15 protein-coding genes are annotated in these 19,955 nt (G+C 74.6%); 8 read left to right on the top strand and 7 right to left on the bottom strand.

Going from position 1 to position 19,955, the window contains the following annotated elements:
• Positions 1-622 precede the first annotated feature (622 nt).
• Both OG245_RS32665 and ligA read right to left on the bottom strand, forming a co-directional pair.
• A complete protein-coding gene (locus tag OG245_RS32665; protein WP_371628049.1) occupies positions 623-1,330 on the bottom strand; it encodes a rod shape-determining protein in 708 nt (235 codons plus the stop codon).
• A gap of 571 nt (positions 1,331-1,901) precedes the next feature.
• Positions 1,902-4,034, bottom strand: coding sequence for an NAD-dependent DNA ligase LigA (gene ligA, locus OG245_RS32660; RefSeq protein WP_371626936.1), 2,133 nt, complete (start codon positions 4,032-4,034; stop codon positions 1,902-1,904).
• A 215-nt stretch (positions 4,035-4,249) separates the two neighbouring features.
• Here ligA and OG245_RS32655 point away from each other — a divergent pair, with 215 nt between their 5' ends.
• From OG245_RS32655 to OG245_RS32645, 3 genes are all read left to right on the top strand, one after another.
• Positions 4,250-5,188 carry a DUF1996 domain-containing protein gene (locus OG245_RS32655; RefSeq protein WP_371626935.1) on the top strand — a complete coding sequence of 313 codons (939 nt, stop codon included), beginning with the start codon at positions 4,250-4,252 and terminating at the stop codon, positions 5,186-5,188.
• A gap of 101 nt (positions 5,189-5,289) precedes the next feature.
• Positions 5,290-5,916, top strand: coding sequence for a DUF305 domain-containing protein (locus OG245_RS32650; RefSeq protein ID WP_371626934.1), 627 nt, complete (start codon positions 5,290-5,292; stop codon positions 5,914-5,916).
• A 34-nt stretch (positions 5,917-5,950) separates the two neighbouring features.
• Positions 5,951-7,003, top strand: a complete 1,053-nt coding sequence (locus tag OG245_RS32645) for a LacI family DNA-binding transcriptional regulator (protein WP_371626933.1) — start codon at positions 5,951-5,953, stop codon at positions 7,001-7,003.
• Positions 7,004-7,042: 39 nt separating this feature from the next.
• Here OG245_RS32645 and OG245_RS32640 read toward each other — a convergent pair whose 3' ends face one another.
• Positions 7,043-9,220, bottom strand: coding sequence for an alkaline phosphatase family protein (locus tag OG245_RS32640; RefSeq protein WP_371626932.1), 2,178 nt, complete (start codon positions 9,218-9,220; stop codon positions 7,043-7,045).
• Between the two features lie 324 nt (positions 9,221-9,544).
• Between OG245_RS32640 and OG245_RS32635 the strand changes: the two genes are divergently transcribed.
• Entirely contained in the window at positions 9,545-10,321 is a 777-nt protein-coding gene (locus tag OG245_RS32635) for an MBL fold metallo-hydrolase (protein WP_371626931.1), read from the top strand.
• Positions 10,318-10,968 (top strand): DedA family protein, encoded by a 651-nt coding sequence (locus OG245_RS32630; RefSeq protein ID WP_073742820.1) that lies wholly within the window; start codon positions 10,318-10,320, stop codon positions 10,966-10,968. The genes OG245_RS32635 and OG245_RS32630 overlap by 4 nt, the downstream gene beginning before the upstream one ends.
• Positions 10,969-11,087: 119 nt before the next feature.
• On the opposite strand, the gene OG245_RS32625 is transcribed toward OG245_RS32630, so the two are convergent.
• A complete protein-coding gene (locus OG245_RS32625; protein WP_371626930.1) occupies positions 11,088-12,320 on the bottom strand; it encodes an aminotransferase class I/II-fold pyridoxal phosphate-dependent enzyme in 1,233 nt (410 codons plus the stop codon).
• A 307-nt stretch (positions 12,321-12,627) separates the two neighbouring features.
• On the opposite strand from OG245_RS32625, the gene OG245_RS32620 reads away from it, so the two are divergent.
• From OG245_RS32620 to OG245_RS32610, 3 genes are all read left to right on the top strand, one after another.
• Positions 12,628-14,136 (top strand): bifunctional phosphatase PAP2/diacylglycerol kinase family protein, encoded by a 1,509-nt coding sequence (locus OG245_RS32620; RefSeq protein WP_371626929.1) that lies wholly within the window; start codon positions 12,628-12,630, stop codon positions 14,134-14,136.
• 120 nt (positions 14,137-14,256) lie between these two features.
• Positions 14,257-15,066 (top strand): class I SAM-dependent methyltransferase, encoded by an 810-nt coding sequence (locus OG245_RS32615; RefSeq protein WP_371626928.1) that lies wholly within the window; start codon positions 14,257-14,259, stop codon positions 15,064-15,066.
• Between the two features lie 90 nt (positions 15,067-15,156).
• The gene (locus OG245_RS32610; protein WP_030588922.1) at positions 15,157-15,510 is read left to right on the top strand and encodes a VOC family protein; all 354 of its coding nucleotides are present in this window, start codon (positions 15,157-15,159) and stop codon (positions 15,508-15,510) included.
• Between the two features lie 22 nt (positions 15,511-15,532).
• Here OG245_RS32610 and OG245_RS32605 read toward each other — a convergent pair whose 3' ends face one another.
• From OG245_RS32605 to OG245_RS32595, 3 genes are all read right to left on the bottom strand, one after another.
• Entirely contained in the window at positions 15,533-17,518 is a 1,986-nt protein-coding gene (locus tag OG245_RS32605; protein ID WP_371626927.1) for a DUF5107 domain-containing protein, read from the bottom strand.
• A gap of 206 nt (positions 17,519-17,724) precedes the next feature.
• Positions 17,725-17,964 (bottom strand): LapA family protein, encoded by a 240-nt coding sequence (locus OG245_RS32600; protein ID WP_371626926.1) that lies wholly within the window; start codon positions 17,962-17,964, stop codon positions 17,725-17,727.
• Between the two features lie 139 nt (positions 17,965-18,103).
• Positions 18,104-19,861, bottom strand: a complete 1,758-nt coding sequence (locus OG245_RS32595; RefSeq protein WP_371628048.1) for a CocE/NonD family hydrolase — start codon at positions 19,859-19,861, stop codon at positions 18,104-18,106.
• Between the last annotated feature and the right edge of the window lie 94 nt (positions 19,862-19,955).

The raw sequence follows: 19,955 nt of genomic DNA, 5'->3' as shown, positions 1-19,955 counted from the left end.
ACGCCGGGGAGCCCGCCCCTGCGGCTGCACGGTGCGTCGAAGGAGTCCGCGGCGGCGTGCCGGACGCCTGCGCGCGGCTCTGCCGGCCCCGGTACAGCGGGCGTCAGCGCGTCGTGCGGGGGCGGTGGCGCGTTAAGGAGGAGGTACGCCCGGCCGGAGCCCGCCCGGGGAGCCTGCGCCGGATCGGCCGCCGCCCTGGGCTGCTCGTGCCCGGCCTGCGCCACCGCACCCGTGCCCGACACGGCCGCGGCCCCGCTCGCGTGGCCCGGTCCGCCGAGGTCGGACCCGCTGGTCCGCCCGGACCCGTACCGGGTGTCGTGCCCGGCTCCCTGCCCGGTGGCGTGCCCGGCGTGGCGCCGGAAGTCGTGCCCGGCCCGGTGCCGGAAGTCGTGCTCGGTGTGGTGCGCGACGCCGTGGGTCCGCGGTGCGGCGGGAGCCGGGGCGGCGGCCGTGACGGCGGCTGCAAGGCTCCGGGAGGTCGGGGCGGGCGCGGCGCCCGTCGCCGAGGCGGCGGCACCGACCACGGTGAGGACGGTCAGGACGGTGAGAACGGCGAGGAGCAGCGTGGCCGGCGCGCATCGCGCCCTGGGCGCGTTCGGCCGGGCCGGTGCCGGGGACGGCGTCACCTCGGTCGGCCGGGATGGTCGGGTGACGCCGTCCGGTGCCGGAGCACGGAGCTGAGGATCTGTCCGGCGCCGCGGACGACCGTGGTCGACGGGTCGTCGGCCAGGCGCACCCGGGTGCCGAGGCGGTGGGCGATGCGATCGGTGACGTCGGCTCGCAGCGCGCCGCCGCCCGCGAGCACCGGCCCCTTGCGCAGGGCTCCGCGGATCGCGCCGTGCCGGTCGTGCCGCCACATGGACGTGATCATGTCGAGCACGGTACGGACGAGGACCTCCGGCAGCTTCGCCGGGTCGAGGTCGTCGAGTCCGCTCTCGGCCTGCCGGGCGTCGGCGACCAGTCCGTTGACGAGGAGCGTGACCTCGGTCAGCTCGGCTCCCATGTCGACGACGAGGAGAGGTCCCGCGTCCCTCGGCCCGGCGTACGCGGCGGCGGCGCGGGCGCTGCTGAGGACCAGGACGCGCGTCGTCCCGAGCCCGGCGAGCAGAGCGCGCGCGGCGGTGCGGTGTTCGGCCCCGGCGAGCACCGGGTGGCTGAGCACGATCACGCTGTCGCTGCGGTCGGGGCCCAGGGCCGCGTCCGCGATACGGCCGAGCAGCCGGCCGCAGGATTCGGGGTCGACGATGCGCCCTCGCCGGACCGGCCGCTCCTCGCCCGCGTGCAGACCGGCCCCGGGGAACGGATCGAGGACCAGCCCCCGGCCGGGCACCCACGCCCGGGTGCGGGAGCTGCCCAGGTCCAGGGCCAGCCCCCGGGCGGCCGGAGGGACGCCCGGTGCGCCCTGGGCGCCCGGCGCGCTCAGCCGCTGGTGGCGCGTCCGGAGAACCGGGTGGGAACGCCCCGCCCCGAACGCCCCGGCACCGCTTCCGTCACGAAGCGGTCCGGGGCCCTTCCCCCATGGGCCCGCACCCGGGCGGAGCGGCCCTCGCCACTCGCCGGGCGCGGAAGTGAGCGGGACGCGCACGGCCGGGACCGCGGTGGCCGGCGAAACGGAGGCCGGAGCCGGGACGGCCGGAGTGAGGGCCGCCCGGGCGGGGGTGAAGCGGGTGGGATCGGTCGAGGGGGTCGCCGCGGGAACGGCGCGGCCCGGCCGCTGTCCGTCGTGCACAGAACGCATCGTCCCTCACCCCCGGCCGCCCGTCGCAGCCGCCCACGCACCCGTCGGCCCCACTGATAGCGAGGCACGACCGAGCCCTCACTATGCAATACGGGGTGGTGGAACGCCACTTCCTCCCTGATTCACAGGCGCACCATCGCGGCGCGCCCGGGGACCGACCGGCTCAGGCACTCTCCCCCGCCGCCAGGAAGGAGCCGACCAGCTCCGCGAACTCCTCCGGCACCGCGATCCGGACCCCCAGGTCCTCCGCCTTGGTGCGCTTGGATCCGGCCTTCTCCCCGGCCACCAGCAGACTCGTGCGCTTGGAGACGCTGGAGGACGACTTGCCGCCCGCCCGCTCGATCAGCTCGTTCATCTGGTTGCGCGACAGCTTCTCCAGCGCTCCGGACATCGCGCCCGTGACCACCACGGTCATTCCCGCCAGGGGCAGCGTGGAGCCGGCGTCGCCACCGGCCTCCGGGCCCGCGCCCGCCGTCGCGGCCGTCTCCTCCTCCGCCCCGGGCTCCGGGGGCGGGGTGGCTCCCGGCTCCGTCATGGACACCCCGGCCGCGACGAGCTTGCCGATCAGCGGTGCCAGCTCCACCAGCTCGGCGACCACCGCGGCCGCCTTCTCCTTGCCGATGCCGTCGACCCGCTGGAGCGTCTCCGAGTCAGCGGCGACGATCCGGTCCATCGTCGCGAAGTACCGTGCGATGCGACGCGACATGGAGCGCCCCGTGCCCCGTACGCCCAAGGCGCAGAAGACCCGGGACAGCGGCCGGGTCCGGGCGGTCTCGATGGCCGCCAGGAGGTTGTCCGTGGAGGTCTCGCCCATCCGGTCGAGAGCCAGCAACTGCTCCCGCTCCAGCGTGAACAGGTCCGCGAAGTCCGCGACGAGGCCCGCGTCGACGAGCTGGACGACCCGTGTGGAGCCGAGGCCCTCGATGTCGAGCTGGTCGCGCCCCGCCGCATACGAGACGGAGGCGACCAGACGGCAGTCACGGCCCCGGGTGCAGCGCCAGCGCTGCTCGCTCGTGTCGATGCCCGAGCCGCACTGCGGGCAGTTCTCGGGGAAGTTGATGGGCGTCTCGTCGCCGGTGCGCAGGTGCACCACCGGGGCCTCGATGCGCGGGATGATGTCGCCGGCCTTGTAGACCATGACCTGGTCCCCCAGCCGCAGGTCGCGGCGGGTGATGTCGGCCGGGTTGTGGAGGGTGGCGTAACCGACGGTGGAGCCGTCGATCTCCACGGGTTCCAGGACGGCGCGCGGCGCGATGATGCCCGTGCGCCCGACGTTCCACTCGACGGCCAGCAGGCGGGTGATCTTCTCCACGGCGGGCAGCTTGTAGGCGATGGCCCAGCGGGGCGCGCGGGTGCCGGAGCCGGCCTCACGCTGGTCGGCCGCCAGATCGGCCTTGATCACGATCCCGTCGATGCCGAACGGCAGCGAGGCGCGCAGGGTGCCTATCCCGTCGACCCGCGCCTGGACCTCCTCGGCCGTGCTGGCCCGGAGCGGCGCGACGTCGGTGCCCGCGGCCGTGTGCACGCCGAGGCCGGCGACGTACGCCAGGACCTCGCTGTGGGGCAGTTCGGCTAGGGTCGCGGCGAGCTCTCCGGAATCGGGCAGCGGCAGCGCGCCGTAGGCGAAGAAGGTCGTCTCCACCCGGTAGGCGCGGTCCTTGGCGCGCAGGGTGCCCGCCGCCCCGTTGCGCGGGTTGGCGAAGGGGGCGCCGCCGTGTTCCGTACGGATCGCGTTGGCCTGTTCGAACTGCTCGTTCGTCATGAGGATCTCGCCGCGCACCTCGATGGTGACCGGGGCGGCCAGCCGCTCCGGGAGGCCGACGACGGCGCCCGCCGCGTGCGAGACGTCCTCGCCCGCCGTGCCGTCGCCCCGCGTTATGAGGCGCTCGAACCGGCCGTCCCGATAGCGCGCCGCGACCGCCAGGCCGTCGAGCTTCGGCTCCACGCTCCACGCGGTCACCGGCCTGCCGAGCCGTCGCTCCAGGGACGCGGTCCAGGTCACGAACTGCTCCGCCGAGAACACGTTGTCCAACGAGAGCATGGGCACCGTGTGCGGCACGTCCCCGACGGCGGCCCCGCCCGCGACCTTGCCCGTCGGCGAGTCGGCGAGCACCTCCTCCGGGTGGTCCGCCTCGTACGCGGCTATGCCGCGGGCCAGCCGGTCGTAGGCGTCGTCGTCCAGCGCGCTCTCGCCCGAGGCGTAGTACGCGGCGGCGGCGAGGGAGGCCTCTTCCACCGCGGCGGCATAGGCGGCGGCATCGGCGAGCACAGCAGCTGAGTTCGTCATGGCCACCATTCTTCCGCCCACCACTGACAACGCCCCCGATCCCTCTTCCTCATCGATCAAGGGAGAGCGCTCTCACACGCAATCGAACTCAACTCGCCGCTGACCAGGCTTGTTTGTCCGTACCGCGCAGTCCCTTGACATGCACACGAGGCGATCCTACGTTCCTCCGAGAGAGCGCTCTCTCTCATGATCAAGGAATCCCCACTTCCCCGGACAGGAGTGCCGTGCTCTTCCGCCATCGACGCGACCCCGACCACCGCCGCCAACGATCCCTGCCGCCCTGGCGGTACCGCATCGCCGGACTCGCCGCGGCTGCCCTCGCCCTCTCCCTCCTCCAGGCCAACGCGGGCAACGCGGCGGCCGAGTGGGCCGCCCCCGAAGCCGCGCCGAAGGCCGCCGCCGACGTGGTGCGGGTGGCCGAGTTCCTCGCGGAATGCCCGTACACCCATCGGGCCCCCGACGACCCGATCGTCTTCCCCGGGCTGCCGGGCGCCTCCCACATGCACAGCTTCTTCGGCAACGACACCACGCACGCCGGTTCCGATCTGGCCTCACTGGAGCGGGGCCGTACGTCGTGCGCCCCCGAGACCGACCTGTCGTCCTACTGGGTGCCCACCCTCTACGACGGCGACAAGGAGGTGGAGCCCACCGGGACCACGTTCTACTACCTGGGCGAAGGCGTGAGCGACGACGTCATCCGTCGGATCGAGCCCTTCCCCAAGGGCCTGCGCGTCGTGGCGGGCAACGCGAAGGCGACCGGCCCGCAGGACAACACGATCGCCCGCTGGTCGTGCCTGCACGCCGGTGAGGTGAATCCCTCGCAGAACTTCGTGAACTGTCCGCCCGGCACCATGATGGAGTCCTACCTGGACTTCCCGCAGTGCTGGAACGGCACGGACCTCGACTCGGCCGACCACAAGAGCCACATGGCCTACCCGGTGGCCGGAGGCTGCCCGTCCACCCACCCGGTGCCGGTGCCCAAGCTCCGGCAGGTACTGCGTTATCCGGTGAACGGCGACCCCGCCCGCTTCCGGCTGGCGTCCGGCCCCGGCTACACGATGCACGGCGACTTCTTCAACGTCTGGCCGGAGGAGGAGATGGCGCAGCGCGTCCGCGACTGCATCAACGCGATCGTGAAGTGCGGTTTCGACGCCCGACCCTGATCCTTCGTCATCTCCGTGCACTGCTCCACATCCGCCCCGGGGCCCGGCTCCGGGGCGGACTCCTCCCCTCCACTCCCGTACGAGGACACCTCAGGAGCCCCATGAACTACCCGCCGCTCCACCGGGCGTCCGCCCTCGGCCTGTTGGCCGCGCTGGGTCTCGGCGGAGCGGCAGGCTGCTCGTCGGCGGCGGGTCCCGCGCCCCGTACCGCGGAGGTACGGGAGTCCGCTCCGGGCCTCTCCCCCACGCCCTCCGGCACCGCGTCCGCCACCCCGACCGACGCCGGCTGGGTCCAGCTGATGGCCCCCATGAACCAGCAGGCGGTGAAGCTCCTGACGCTCGCCGCCGAGCGGGCCGCCGAACCGCGGGTGCGCGCCTTCGCGGTGCGACTGCGCACCGGACACGAGACCGAACTCGGCCGACTGCGAACCCTGTTGGGCCGCATGGGGCTGCCGCTCACCGATGTGCACGCGGGGCACGACATGCCCGGCATGGTGACCGGACAGGACCTGGAGACCGCCCGCGCAGCCGAAGGAACCGCGTTCGACCGGTTCGTCCTCGCGCGGATCGGGGACCACCTGCGCCAGTCCGCACAGGTCTCGCGTTCCGAGATCACCGCGGGCGGCCGGGCGGACGCCCGCCGACTGGCCCGCGCCCTCGTGACGGCGCGCGAGGCCTTCCTCGCCGAGCTGGAACGGCTGCCGGGCGCGGTGCGGGCCCTCGGCTGAACGGGGCGGCCGGCCTGCGGGTATAAAGGGCTGCATGACAGCCGAAGTGCCGCAGCCCGTACGCCCCGCGACCTTGGAGGACGTGGCGGCCGTGGCCGGTGTGTCACGGGCGACGGTGTCCCGGGTGATCAACGGGGCGACCACCGTGGACCCCGCCCTGCGCACCGTGGTCGAGGAGGCGGTGGCGACCACCGGCTACGTGCCCAACCGGGCCGCCCGCTCGCTGGTGACGCGGCGCACCGACTCGGTGGCCCTGGTGGTCTCGGAGCGGGAACGGCGGCCGATGTCCGAGCCGTTCGTCGGCCGGATGTTCTCGGACCCGTACTTCGGGCGGGTCGTCAGCGGACTGCTGGAGGTGCTGCGTCCCGCGGGCATCCAGATGGTCGTGATGCTGGCCGACGACGAGGCGTCCCGGGGCCAGTTGCTCTCGTATCTGCGTCACGGCCATGTCGACGGGGTCGTCCTGATCACCACGCATGCCGACGACCCGCTCCCCGGGCAGCTCCAGGACACCAGGATGCCCGCCGTCCTCGCGGGCCGCCCCCACCGTCCGTCCCCGCTGGCCTACGTGGAGGTGGACCAGCACGCCGGGGCGCGGCTGGCGGCCGATCACCTGGCGGCGCTGGGGCGACGGCGCATCGCCACCATCTCGGGGCCCCAGGACATGCCCGCGGGGCAGGTGCGGCTGACCGGTTTCCTGGAGGCCGTCGCCGCCCACGGCATCGACGACGTGACCTGCGCCGAGGGGGACTTCACGCATCTGGGCGGGGCGGCGGCGATGCGGCGGCTGCTGGCGGACCGACCCGACCTCGACGGAGTGTTCATCGCCTCCGACCTGATGGCCCTGGGCGCGCTCCCGGTCCTGCTCCGGGCCGGGCGCGATGTGCCGTCCGACGTGGCGGTGGTCGGCTTCGACGACAGCAGCGCCGCGGCCGCCTGCGACCCGCCCCTGACCACGGTCCGGCAGCCGGTCGAGGAGATGGCGGCGGAGATGGCCCGGCTGCTGCTGAAGCAGATCGGCGAGCCGGGCGGCCCCTCCCCCTCCGTGCTCTTCCCGCCGACGCTGGTACGACGGCAGTCGGCCTGATCCGGACGCGCGACGGGCCGCCGGAGGAACGTCCGCCGGTCAGGCCGTCGTACCGGGCGCTTCCCGCACCGGGGCACCGTCCGGAAACGGCTCGTCCGCCAGGCCGGCCCCGCCGAAGCCCTCGCTCCGGACCGGTACCTGCGGGCCGGAGGACTCCTGGAGCCAGCGGGTCAGCACCCGGTGCACCGCTTCGGCGCCCACCAGCCCGCCGCCCGGCGGCACGGGTGCGCCCTCCGCGGTCTCGGCGGCCACGATGTCGAGCGGGTCCGTCAGCCCGCGCGGCCAGAGCAGGAACGGCCGGGACTGCTCGCCGCCGAGGCCGCCGTGCGAGCCGACCTGCTCCTCGAAGGCGTGCACGGTCCCGGTGGCGGGGTCGTACATGGAGTTGACCATGATGTCGGCGACGTGCGGAAAGGTGTCGGTGCGCTGGACGGCCGCTGCCGCCCCGACGCCGAAGCCGGCGAGCGGTCCCTCGTCGTCCGTCAGGTCGGCGACGGGCGTCTTCGCCCCGCCGGGCCCGAGCACCACGGAGCCGTGCTCACCGCAGCGGACGAGGAGGAAGCCGACTCCCGGGTGGTTGGCGAGCGTGGAGAGCAGCGCCGGGTGGCGGCGCTCGATCTGTTCGCGCGAGGCGCGGCCCCCGATGTCGGGGAAGGAGATCAGCCCGAGGTTGCCGGAGGCCAGCACGATCGGGTCGGAGAGCTTGGCCGGGTGCTCGGCCTCCTGGCCCTCGACGGGGCGGTGCAGCGCGATCCGCACCGCGTCACGGGCCTCGGAGGCGCTGCGGGTGCGCTGGGCCCGGCGGGGCACGGGCAGCCCGCAGCCCGCCCGGACGAGGTCCTTGAGCGTGAGCCCGTACTTTCCCGCGAACGTCTCCCCGGGGCTCTGTCCGTGGTCGGACAGGAGCACGATCCGGTACGCGCGCGGGGTGTGGTCGGCGATCTTGGCGATCAGGGCGAGGGAGCGGTCGAGGCGTACGAGGACCTTCTCCGCGTCGCGGCTGTGGGGCCCCGAGTGGTGGGCGACCTCGTCGTAGGCGACGAGGTCGGCGTAGACGGCGGTGCGTCCGGCGAACATGTCGCCGAGAACGGCGGCGGCGACCACGTCGCGCTCCACGACGGTGGCGAAGGCGCGGATGAAGGGGTAGAGCCCGCCGCGCTTGATCCGCGGTGTGACCTTCCGGGCGCGGGCCCGGGTCGACTGGCCGATCTCGCGGAGGACCTCGGCGACGAAGGAGAGGGCCGTACGGGTGGCGTTGGCCGGGTCGGAGAAGTAGGCGAAGTATCCGGCGCGGGAGCGGCGGCCCTTGCCGCGACGGGCGGCCATGGAGAGCACCAGGGCCAGCTGTCCGGCTCCTCCGCTGAACAGGTTGCCCCGGCTCGCGCCGTCGATGGTCAGCAGACCGCCGTCGCGGGTGCGCGCGATGGCGCGGCGCTGCATTTCGAGGGCGCTCGCGGGACGGCTGGAGACCATGACGGTGCGGGTCTCCTTCTCGTACCAGCGGAACGCGGGCACGTCGTGGTTGCTGCCGTGCAGGATGCCGAGCTGGCTGGCGCCGGTCTGGCTGGACCAGTCGGTGCGCCAGGGGGTGAGCCGGTGTCCTGAGGAGTCGGCGAGCCAGCCGGCGACGGTGGGCATGAGCCCGTCGGCCGCGGCCTTCACCAGGACGTCGTGGCCGACTCCGTCGAGCTGGAGGAAGACGGTGCCGGGCGGACCGTCGCGGCCCGGTTCCGGCGGTCCCGGGGGGCGGCCGCGTCGGCGGCGCCGGTCGGCGAGCCGGGACAGCCGGCGGCGGTAGGCCTCGTCGTCGCGGACGGCGAGGGCGGTGGAGGTGGCGGAGGCCACGGCGGACATCACGGCGGCGACGACGACCGCCGTCTCCGGGTTGGCGTCGCCGCGCCCGTCCGGGATGAGGCGCAGCGCTATCAGCAGCAGCGAGCCGTTGAGGAAGAAGACCAGGGCGCCCAGGACGAGCGCGGGCACGATGAGCAGGGCCCGCACGAGGACGGGCCAGACCAGGGCCGACAGGAGGCCGAAGGCGCCCGCGCCCCAGGCGGCGGTGAAGGCCGTCTTGGTGATGGTGTCGCCGTCGTCGGCCTCCAGCTGGAAGTCGGGCAGGGCTCCGGCCAGGGCGAGCATGGTGAGGGTGGACACCGCCCAGACCGCGGTCACCCGCAGCAGGGCTCTGCCCGCCGTACGCCATTTCCCGTCACCCACGCCGGTCCACCTCACGCCCTTCCGCCCCCGGGTCCCGGTCCTCCGGGCCCGCCCTTCAGCTTTTCACAGGCCCGGCGCCGGTCACCGGCTCCGGCGGGAGCGGCCCGGGCCCGGCGGAACGGCACGGGGGGCGCATAGGCTCGTACCGGTGGCGCGCAACCGGATGCGGGCCGCGCGCGCCGCGGTTCTCGGGTCCAGGGGCCCTTGGGATCGAGGCCGGGATCAGGGACTGCGGACTGCGGACTGCGGACTGCGGACTGCGGACTGCGGACTGCGGACTGCGGAAACGAACGACGAGGGTCGAGCGAGGAGGCCGAGGCGCCGGTGGAGATCACCTGGTGGGGTCATGCCACCTGCACGATCGAGGACTCGGGGGTGCGGGTGTTGACCGACCCCCTGTTCGTACGGCGCTTCGCGCATCTGCGCCGCCGCCGGGGCGAGGTGCCGCCGCCGCAGGCCGCGGTCGCCGAGGTGGTGCTGGTCTCCCACCTGCACTCCGACCACCTGCATCTGCCGTCGCTGGCCCGGCTGGCGCCCGGCAGCCGGCTGGTCGTGCCCAGCGGCGCGCAGGCCGCGGTGCCGGGTCTGCGGGCGCTGCGGCGGATGCGGCAGCTGCACGTCACCGAGGTGGAACCGGGCGACACGGTGCGGGTCGGCGAGGTGCGGGTGCGAGCGGTGCCCGCCCTGCACGACGGGCGGCGGCTGCCGGTCGGGCCGCACCGCGCGCCGGCGCTCGGCTATGTGGTCGAGGGCGAGGCCCGGACGTACTTCGCCGGGGACACCGGTCTCTTCGACGGGATGTCCGACGCGGTGGGACCGGTGGACGTGGCCCTGCTGCCGGTGGGCGGCTGGGGCCCCTACCTGGGGCACGGCCATCTGGACGCGGCCCGCGCCGCCGAGGCGCTGACCCGCCTCGCGCCGAGGTCCGCGGTGCCGGTGCACTACGGCACCTACTGGCCGATCGGCCTGGACGGGGTGCGCCCGCACGAGTTCCATGCGCCGGGCGACGAGTTCGTGCGGCACGCGGCGAAGCGGGCGCCCGAGGTGACCGTACATCTGCTGGGGCACGGCGACCGCGTCAGACCGGAGGCCGGCCCGTGATCCAGGAGATCCAGCAGGTGGTGCGGGAGCTGCCCACCGAGTCGACCCAGCAGGCGGTCGGCTATCCGACGCTCTTCGCCCTGGTGGCGCTGGGGTCCCTGGTGCCCGTGGTGCCGACGGGCGCGCTGGTGAGTTCGGCGGCGGTGGTGGCCTTCCACCAGACGTCGCCGCTCACCCTTCTCTTCGTGTTCCTGACGGCGTCGGCCGCCGCGTTCCTCGGGGACGTCTGCCTGTACTGGCTGGGACAGCGCGGGGTCCGGTCGAAGAACGGCTCGAAGTGGCTGGAGGCGATCACCCGCCGGGCCGCGCCGGAGCGGCTGGCCCAGGCGCAGGAGAAGCTGGCCGAGCACGGCGGGACGGTGCTGGTGCTGTCCCGTCTGGTGCCGGCCGGGCGGATCCCGGTGATGCTGGCGTGTCTGCTGGGCAGAATGCCCTTGCGGCAGTTCGCCCGGGGCGATGTTCCGGCCTGCCTCGCCTGGGCGGCGACCTACCAGCTGATCGGCATCCTGGGCGGTTCGCTGTTCCCGGAGCCGTGGCAGGGCGTGGTCGCGGCGGTCGCCCTGACGCTGCTGATCAGCGGGGCTCCGGCGGTGTGGCGCAGGCTGCGGTCGCGGTTCGGCCACGGAACCGGCGACGCGACGGGCTGAACGTTCCGCCACCGCCGGGGGCGGCCGGGACCCGACGTCCACGCACCGTGCCGGGCGTCCCGGGCGGCCTCTCCGTGACCGCCCCTCGGCGCAGCGCGCCTTCGGCGCAGCGCAGCCCCTCAGCGCAGCGCGCCGAACACCGCGGCGAAACCGTCCAGCGCCCGCGCCACGTGGGCGAGCTCCAGGGGCCTCGCGGCGGTGAGGGACTCCGTCTGCTGCTGCGGGGTGGCCCCCAGCAGTGGTCCGGTGCCCAGGCGTACGCGCAGGGCGCCCAGCTCGTCCCCGAAGCGGTGCCCGCCCGGGGCCGGTGCGCCGAGCCGGTCGGTGAGGTACTCCTCCAGCTCCATGGAGTCCGTCACGCCCAGGTCCGCCAGCCGGGAGCGCAGCGGGCCCAGGTCGGCGTAGAGGTGTCGGCCCGCCTGCGGGGGGCGGGCCAGCGCGCCGGAGCCCAGGACCGCACGGTGGGCGGCGGCGGCGACCTCGGCCTGGAGCGCCGCGGCCCGCCGGATCCGGTCGCGTACGGGCTCCGGCTCCCTCAGCGCGTGGGCGGCCGCGTGGGCGACCGGAGCCGCGACGAGGGCGCCGAGCGCGGTGAGGATGTCCAGGGTGCGGGCGTGCCGGACGGCGGCCCGCGCGGTGTCCGGGAAGCGGGCGACGGCGACCGGCCAGGCGGCCGGTACGAGGGCTCCGGACAGGTCGGCGATGACCGTGACGTCGTCCGGGCACATCTCGGCGGGGCTGAGCAGGACGGTGTCGCGGGTGCGGTGCACGGTGTCGCGCCAGGTCTCGTCGCTGATGATGTGCAGCCCTTCGCCGACCGCCGCCTCGCACGCCTCGTGGACCAGTTCGGGCGGGGCGACGGTGGCCGTGGGGTCGTCCACGACGGACAGCAGCAGCAGTTTCGGCCGGCCGCCCTCCGCCCGGACCCGGCGGACGGTCTCCAGCAGGGCGTACGGGTCGGGCACGCCGCCGCATTCGGCCGGGGTCGGCACGTGGTAGGCGGGACGCCCCAGCAGGCGGGCCTGCGGCATCCAGGAGGCCGGGCAGGGGCGCGGCATGAGGACGTCCCCGCCGTGTGCGCCGATCAGGGCCAGGAGGAGCGGCTGGGCGCCGGGGGCGGCGGCGATGCCGCCCGCCGTGCCGTGCAGCCCGCGCCGGTCCCAGTAGCCGCGGGCCGCCTCGCGCAGGGCGGGCCCTCCGCCGGGGGGTTCCGGGCGGGTCCGGGCGGAGGCGGCGGCGAGGACGGCGGCCAGTTCGGGCAGGACCGGGAGGCCGGGGTCGGGGGCGGGCGGCCCGTAGCGGACGGGGCCGTGGTCCTCGTGCGCGGGTGCGTGGCCCTCGGTCCCGTGCATCCGGCCCTCCTCCGCCACTCTCCGCTCCGCAGCCGGGGCGTCCCGCCGACGGCCTCCGGCTCCGGCCGACGGCCTCTGGCTTCTTTATACGGAGGATCCGGGCGACCCGCCCGCCCAGTCACCCACGGCCGGTCACCCGCGGCCGGTCACCGCGCGCCCAGTCGCCCGCCGCCCGGTCACCGCCCGCCCAGAGCCCGCGCCGGGGCGCTCGCCGCAGGGGTGCTCCCGCCGGTCGGTGGCGAATGCGTGGCCGGGGTCTCAGCGCGCCTGCTGGTTCAGCGCGGCCCGGCCGGGTATTCGCTGATCCATGTCCACACCGAGAACCTCACCCGCCACCGCTCCCGCCACCGCCCGGTTGCGCGGCTGGCTCCAGGCGCGGGACCTGTCAGTCTTCCGGAGCGTCGCGGACCGGCACTGGCCGGGCGCCGATCCACTGCTGCCCAAGCTGAGCCGGAGCGCCAACCACGGGCTGCTCTGGTTCGGGGCGGCGGCCGGGATCGCGGCCCTCGGCAGCAGTGCGCGCTCGCGCCGGGCCGCGCTGCGCGGGGTGGCGTCCCTCGCCGTGGCGTCGGCGACGATCAACACGGTCGGGAAGGGCGCGGTGCGCCGCGAGCGGCCGATAGTGGACCTGGTGCCGGTGGTGCGGCAGCTCAAGCGGCAGCCGGTCACCACCTCCTTCCCCTCGGGCCACGCGGCGTCGGCGGCGGCCTTCGCCACCGGGGTGGCTCTGGAGTCCAGGGGCTGGGGCGCGGTCGTGGCCCCGGTCGCGGTGGCGGTGGCCGCCTCCCGCGTCTACACCGGGGTCCACTATCCGAGCGATGTGCTGGCGGGTGCGGCGCTCGGCGTCGGCGCGGCGTTCGCCCTGCGCGGGGTCGTGCCGACCCGGGGCCAGCTGCCCGCTCCCGGCCGCCCGCCGGGAGCGGCCCCGGCGCTGCCCGCGGGGAAGGACCTCGTCGTGGTGGTGAACCAGGAGTCGGGCACGGCCACCGCGACCGCGTCGCTGGTGCGCGGGGCGCTGCCCGCGGCGGAGGTGGTGGAGGTGCCCCCGAAGGAGCTGCCGGCGGCGATGGAGAGGGCGGCGGGCCGCGGCCGGGCGCTGGGCGTCTGCGGAGGCGACGGCACGGTGAATCTGGCGGCCTCCGTGGCGGCGACGCACGGGATGCCGCTGGCGGTCTTCCCCGGCGGCACGCTCAACCACTTCGCCTACGACCTGGGCATCGAGACCGTCCACGACACGGCCGCCGCCCTCACCGCGGGCGATGCCATCAAGGTGGACCTCGGCCGCTTCCGGCCGGGCCCCGGGGGTGCGGACGGGGCGGACGGGTATTTCCTCAACGCCTTCTCGCTGGGCGTCTATCCGGAGCTGGTGCGCACCCGGGAACACTGGTCGCCACGGATCGGCGGCTGGCCGGCGGGTGTGCTCGCGGCCTTCCACGTACTGCGCGGCCGGCAGCCGCTGGAAGCCGAACTCCAGGGGCGCAGGCGTCCGTTGTGGCTGCTGTTCGTCGGCAACGGACTCTTCCAGCGGGTGGGCCCCGCGCCGGGGCGCCGCCACAACCTGGCGGACGGGCTGCTGGACGTCCGGGTGGTGCACGGCGGCCGGACCCCGGCCTTGCGTCTGATGGCGGCGGCGGTGGCGGGACCCCTGACCCGCTCCCCCGCCCATGCCGCGGTGCGGCGGCGCCGGGTGCGGATCGGCGGCCTCGCGCCGGGGACTCCGTACGCGTACGACGGTGAAGTGGCCCACTCCGGAACGGAACTGATCATCGACAAGCTGCCGGAGGCGCTGACCGTCTACTGCCCGATGCCGACCTGACCCGGACCGGCCGGTGGTCCACATCCCAAGACGCCCATCTCACCATCCGACATCCCGGCGTACGGTGGGTCCTGTCGCCGCGCCCGTCGGCGCGAGGTTTTCGGGAGAGGACGCAACGCCATGCCGAAGGAGACCGCCGTGTACACGCACGGCCACCACGAGTCGGTCCTGCGCTCGCACCGCTGGCGGACCGCCGCCAACTCGGCGGCGTACCTCCTCGACGAACTCCGCCCCGGCCTGGCCGTGCTGGACGTCGGCTGCGGCCCCGGGACCATCACCGCCGACCTGGCGGCGCTGGTCGCGCCGGGCCGGGTCACCGCGGTGGACGCCGCGGCCGACATTCTCCACCAGGCCGCCGCGGTGGCCGCCGAACGGGGCCTGGAGAACGTCGAGTTCGCGGTGGCCGACGTCCACGCCCTGGACTTCCCCGACGACTCGTTCGACGTGGTCCACGCCCATCAGGTGCTCCAGCACGTGGGCGATCCGGTCCAGGCGCTGCGCGAGATGCGGCGCGTCTGCCGCCCGGGCGGGGTCGTCGCGGCGCGGGACAGCGACTACGCGGCGATGACCTGGTACCCGGAGGCCCCCGGGCTCGGCACATGGCTGGAGGTGTACGGCCGGGTGGCCCGCGCCAACGGCGGCGAGCCCGACGCCGGCCGCAGGCTCCTCTCCTGGGCGCGGCGGGCCGGGTTCACCGACATCACCCCCACCGCGGCCGCCTGGTGCTTCGGCACCCCGGAGAGCCGCGCCTGGTGGAGCGGCCTGTGGGCGGACCGGACGACGGACTCGGTCTACGCCGAGCTGGCGGAGCGGGGCGGGCACGCGAGCGCCGAGCAGCTCACGGCCATCGCCGGGGCGTGGCGCTCCTGGGGCGAGGAGGGCGACGGCTGGTTCATGGTCCCGCACGGCGAGGTGCTCTGCAGGGTGTGAGGTGAGGGCGGACGCGGCGCGGGGCGAAGAGACGTTCGGCCCGCCCGGAATCGATCACACCGGTGGCGGCCGCCAACTACCCTCGTAGGCATGGAGATCCTCGGAACCACGCTGCGTATCTGCGTCGACGACCTGGAGGCCTCGGTGGCCTTCTACGAGGGGCTGACGGGCACGTCGGCCCTGCGCTTCGAGCGCGGTGGGGTGTCGGTGGCCGCGATCGGCTGCTTCCTGTTGATGAGCGGGCCGGAGTCGGAGCTGGAGGTGCTGCGCAAGGTCGGCGCGACCATCGCCGTCAAGGACGTCGACGAGGCGAACGCGGCGCTGACCCGGGCCGGCGCGCGCGTCATCGCGGGACCGGTGCCGACCCCTGCGGGCCGCAACCTCATCGCGCTGCACCCGGACGGCTCGGTCTTCGAGTACGTGGACCGCAACGTCACCGTCTGACCGGCCGCCCGGGGCGCGTTGATCACTCCTGGGGCGGGCGCATACGGAAGTCGTAGGCGTCCGGCAGCGGTTCGTCGCTGACGGACGCCCACAGTTCACCGAGGATTCCGGCCCCTTCGCGCAGGTCGGCGACCTCGAATCCGGCGTCGAAGATCGCCCGGGCCGCCCCGGTGTCGCCCTCGGCGACCAGGGCCCGGGCGAAAAGCAGCCGGAAGCGTCCGCGCTCACGGATCACGGCGGGGAGCCCGGCCAGCAGGGCCCGGGCCGCCCCGGGCCGGTCGGCGGACAGGTGTGCCTCGACGGTCTCGCGGGCCAGGGCGGCGAGGAGAGCCGTGCCCTCCTGAGACGCCGCGAGGTCCCCCGCTCCCGGCCCGCCGAGGTCCGCGAAGGCCTCGGCGTACAGGTCGGCGGCGTGGTCCGCCCTGCCGCTCTCCTCGGCCGCGACGGCGAGGCAGCGCAGCAGCGGCCAGCGTGGCGCGGGGCCGCACTCCAGGCCGCGCTCCCAGCTGCGGACGGCCTGGGCCCGGTCGTCGGCGTGCCACTGCGCGATGCCGAGGTGGTATTCGGTGTGCGGGTCGGCGTCGGCGGTCTCCAGCATGTCGCGCCAGGGCGGCGAGACCGGTGTCGGGCCGGGGATGCCGTCCGGGTCCGGCTTCGGCAGGGTGCCGTGCTCCAGCAACTCCCGCCAGGGGGCCTGCTGGTCGCCGATGGCGGCGGTGGCGAACGGAGTGCCGGGCAGCCGGTGGCCGCCCCGCAGCACCTCCAGCGCACCCCAGCCGGAGCCCGCGGCGAGCACCTCGCCCGGTTCGGTGTCGGCGTGCGGCAGCCAGGCCGCGTACGCCTCCTCCACGACGCCGCGCGGGAGGGCCTCCTCCAGCCGTGCGGCGGCCTCCTCGGTGGCCGCGGCCCAGTCCCGGCCGTGCACGGCCGCCGGGTCGGCGGAGAGCGGACCGTAGGACTCCAGCCAGCTGAACGCGGCGCCCGCCTCCAGTGGGACGTGCTCCAGCTGGGTGCGGGCGAGGCCCGCCTGGATCTCCGCGTAGCCGCCGTCTCCGGGCCCGTTCAGCCATTCCTGCCAGCGGCGGCCGCCCCGCCCGTGACCCCAGCGGAACAGTTTGCGGCCGCGCAGCAGGTCGGTGGAGGTCTGGGCGAGTCCGTGGCCGTCCGCGTCGAGCGCGGCGATCCAGCGCCGGGCGTCGTCGGGCAGCTCGTAGAAGTGGTCGGCGGGGTACTCGGAGCGCAGCGGGTAGGTGTGGTCGAGGCCGCCCGCCTCCGGGACGCCGACCCGGGTGAGGGCCTGGTCGTAGCCGAAGTGCCAGGCCTCGTCGGCCGGGACCAGTACGCGGGTGTCCGGAGTCTCCGGGACGGCGATGTTGGACCACCAGTAGACCGGTGCGCTCTGTTCGTGCGGGTTGCGTATCCGTACGCCGACGTGCAGGAAGTCGGAATCGTCGGGGAGCCAGAGGTCCACCTGGAAGGGCAGGTCGCGCAGGCGCTCCCATTCCCAGAGCCGGACCATCGTGGAGCCGTCGGGACCGGGCACGAGCGCCGCGTGCAGCGGTGCGCAGGACAGGGTCGTGTGGCCGGTGGCGCCGATGTTCCACTCGATCCCGCCGGAGAACCAGGCCCCGTTGAGGGCGAAGGCCGCGGGCTGGAGGACCGGGTTGCGGTGGAGCAGTTCGCGGCCGGTGGGTTTGTGGTGCAGGGAGTGGATCCGGCCGCCGAGTCCGGGCAGCACGGTGACGCGCAGCCGGGCGTTCTCGATGACGACGGCGTCGATGGCGGTGGGGGTGCGCTCGCGTCCGTAGCCGTCGAGCAGCCGGGTGGGCAGGACGGTGCGCAGCGGTCGGTGGCCCAGTTGCCGGGCCATGTCGCGGGGCAGGTCCGCCCGGTCGCGGTGGTCGAGCACGGGTGGCGCGGCGGGTGTCCGCAGCGGCGGGAGCGGGTTCTCCGGCCCGAGCGGCGCTGCGGGCAGATTCACTACGGCTCGTCGTACGGTCGTGGCCAAGGCACCCTCGTTCCCTCGCGGCGGGCCGCCGCAGGTCCGGGCGCCCCCGGTGACCATGGAACACGCAGGTGGCCGCGGGGAACAGAGTCCCGTCGGTCACACTTCCGCGCGCCCGCGGAGCGCCGCCGCGGTCCGGGGCCCACGGGAGCGGCCCGGGGCGCGGGTGGATGCGCGCGATCGTCCGCGGCCGGGGCCCGGGGCGCTGGTCACCTGCCCTTCCGGCGGAAGAGGTAGCCGCCGCAGCCGAGGCCGATCAGGAACATGGCCAGCAGGGCGAACCAGAGGGGCATCGTCACCTCGGGGATCAGCATCCTGATGGTGACCTCGTTCGTGTTCACGCAGATGAACACGATGACGAGCACGATCACCACGGCGACCACGATGCGCCCCGGAGTGAGCCATCCCGTGCCGCGCCCGCTGCCGCTCGATACGTCCTTGGGGCTCATGGTCCGGCCCTTCCGCTCGCTTCTCGCCGTCCGGCCCGCCCGTCGTGCACGCGGCCGCCCCCCGGGGTCCCAGCATGTCCGGCTGCCGGGTCCGGGGGGCGGTGCTGTACGGCCGTTCGGGTGAACGGGGTGGTGGGCGTCAGCCGGCCGGGACCACCGGGAGTTCCAGTACGCCGGTGTCCTCGGGGGCGTGGACGAGGGTGACGGGCTTCACGCCCCGGTTGCCGAAGTAGGCGGTGTCACTGGCGGCGATCACGAACTCCAGGCGGTGCCCCTTCTCGTACCGGTGGACGATGCCGGGCAGCTCCACCGTGAAGGGCCGGGTGACGTCGGGGACCCGGACCGGGGAGACGAGTCGGTTCACCAGCGTACGGCTGCCGTCGGGCGCGACGTCGTAGACCTTGGCGAACAGGACGAGCCTGTCGGAGGCGTCGCCGCTGTTCTGGACCCGTTCCGCCTTCGGCGAGACGACCTTCAGGGTGGCCTTCGGTGCGCCGACGACGTCGAGGTGCTCGGCGAGGGGTTCGCTGCGCCAGCCGAGGTAGGTGCCCCTGGTGTCGTACGGCTTGGGGTCGGGCAGTCCGATCAGCGGGGCGATGGAGCTCTCGGAGTGGCTGGTGGGCACGAGCCAGTTGGTGTACTGGCGGCTGCCGCGCGCCACCTTGGAGCGGTTGTCGACGAGCTTGCCGTCGCCGGAGAGGTACAGGGACCGGGAGAGGGCGGGGACCTCGGCGGCGGAGCCGTAGCCGCTCTGCCAGTCGCGGTAGTAGGAGAAGGCGGGTCCGGTGTCGGTGCCCGTCTTCTGGTGGAGGTAGCGGTCGAACCAGGCCAGTACCCGCTGTCCGACGTGGCTGGTCTCCAGATTGCCCTGGCTCAGGTCGAGTTCGCCGGGGACCTGGCCGCCGCTGTGCCCCCAGGACTGCCAGATCATCTTCGCCTCGGTGCCCTGCGCCTTGAGCGTCCGGTAGGTGGCGGTGGCCTCGTTGAGGTTGAACAGGCTGTCGGCCTGGCCCTGGACGATGAGCGTGGGCGCCTTGACCCGGTCGAGGTAGGAGACGGGCGAGACGCTGCGCGCGTAGGCGAGCATCTCCTCGGTGCGGTCGGCGGGGTAGCGGCCGGAGTTGAGCAGCCGGATGGTCTCGCAGGCGCGGGTGGCGAAGTGCAGGCAGTCCAGGCTGTTGATGCGGGAGGGGTCCAGGCTCGGGTTGAGGAGTGGCTGGCCCTCGCCGATCAGGTAGAAGCCGTTGGTCCACTGCCACTTGAAGACGCCGGGGGTGTCGGAGGTGACGCCGGTGCGCGCCCCGGTGTTGTTGGGGGCCAGTGCGTAGGCGAGGTCGTTCCAGGTGATCAGCGGGACGAGGGCGTCGACCCGGGGGTCGACGGCGGCGGTCGCCAGTTGGATCGCGCCGCCGTAGGAGCCGCCGATCATGCCGACCCGGGGGTCGCCCTCGGCGTCCCGGGTGACGAAGTCGGCCCTGGTCCCGTCGTCGGCCGCGCGGACTCCCCCGAGGAAGTCCAGGAGTTCGCCCGCGGCCCTGCCGTCGATGGCGGGGTCGTCGAGGGTGATCAGGCAGCCGGACGCGCCGAAGCCGAGGCCCGAGTAGACGAGCCCGACGTAGCCGCGCTCGGCGAAGGCCCTGCCGATGGCGTCGGTGGAGCCGTCGGACTTGCTGCCGCCGAAGCCGTTGGTGGCCAGGACGGCGGGGGCGGGGCTGTCCGCGTCGGCCCCGGCGGGCCGGTAGAGGTCGGCGTCCACCGTGCAGGTGCGGTCGCCCGCCTCGACGGTGAACGTCAGCGGGGTGACGGTGTACGGATCGGCCGCCGCGCGGGCCGGGCCGGCGAGGACGAGGGGGGCGACGAGGGCCGCCCCGGCGACCGCCACGAGCGGGCCGCGCACTCTGGAAACAGCACCTGACACGAAGACCTCCACACCGAGGACACCTTACCGACCGGTAAGTATTGGGCCGCGCTCATGCTGTGACACAGCTCAT

The sequence above is a fragment of the Streptomyces sp. NBC_01116 genome, assembly GCF_041435495.1.
Taxonomy (GTDB): domain Bacteria; phylum Actinomycetota; class Actinomycetes; order Streptomycetales; family Streptomycetaceae; genus Streptomyces.
This window is presented reverse-complemented; position numbering and strand designations above follow the sequence as displayed.

Coding starts and splice junctions, on each gene's coding strand:
- OG245_RS32600 (WP_371626926.1), bottom strand. CDS start 17,964: ATGAGCCCCAAGGACGTATCGAGCGGCAGCGGGCGCGGCACGGGATGG.
- ligA (WP_371626936.1), bottom strand. CDS start 4,034: ATGGTGGCCATGACGAACTCAGCTGCTGTGCTCGCCGATGCCGCCGCC.
- OG245_RS32650 (WP_371626934.1), top strand. CDS start 5,290: ATGAACTACCCGCCGCTCCACCGGGCGTCCGCCCTCGGCCTGTTGGCC.
- OG245_RS32615 (WP_371626928.1), top strand. CDS start 14,257: ATGCCGAAGGAGACCGCCGTGTACACGCACGGCCACCACGAGTCGGTC.
- OG245_RS32625 (WP_371626930.1), bottom strand. CDS start 12,320: ATGCACGGGACCGAGGGCCACGCACCCGCGCACGAGGACCACGGCCCC.
- OG245_RS32645 (WP_371626933.1), top strand. CDS start 5,951: ATGACAGCCGAAGTGCCGCAGCCCGTACGCCCCGCGACCTTGGAGGAC.
- OG245_RS32610 (WP_030588922.1), top strand. CDS start 15,157: ATGGAGATCCTCGGAACCACGCTGCGTATCTGCGTCGACGACCTGGAG.
- OG245_RS32620 (WP_371626929.1), top strand. CDS start 12,628: ATGTCCACACCGAGAACCTCACCCGCCACCGCTCCCGCCACCGCCCGG.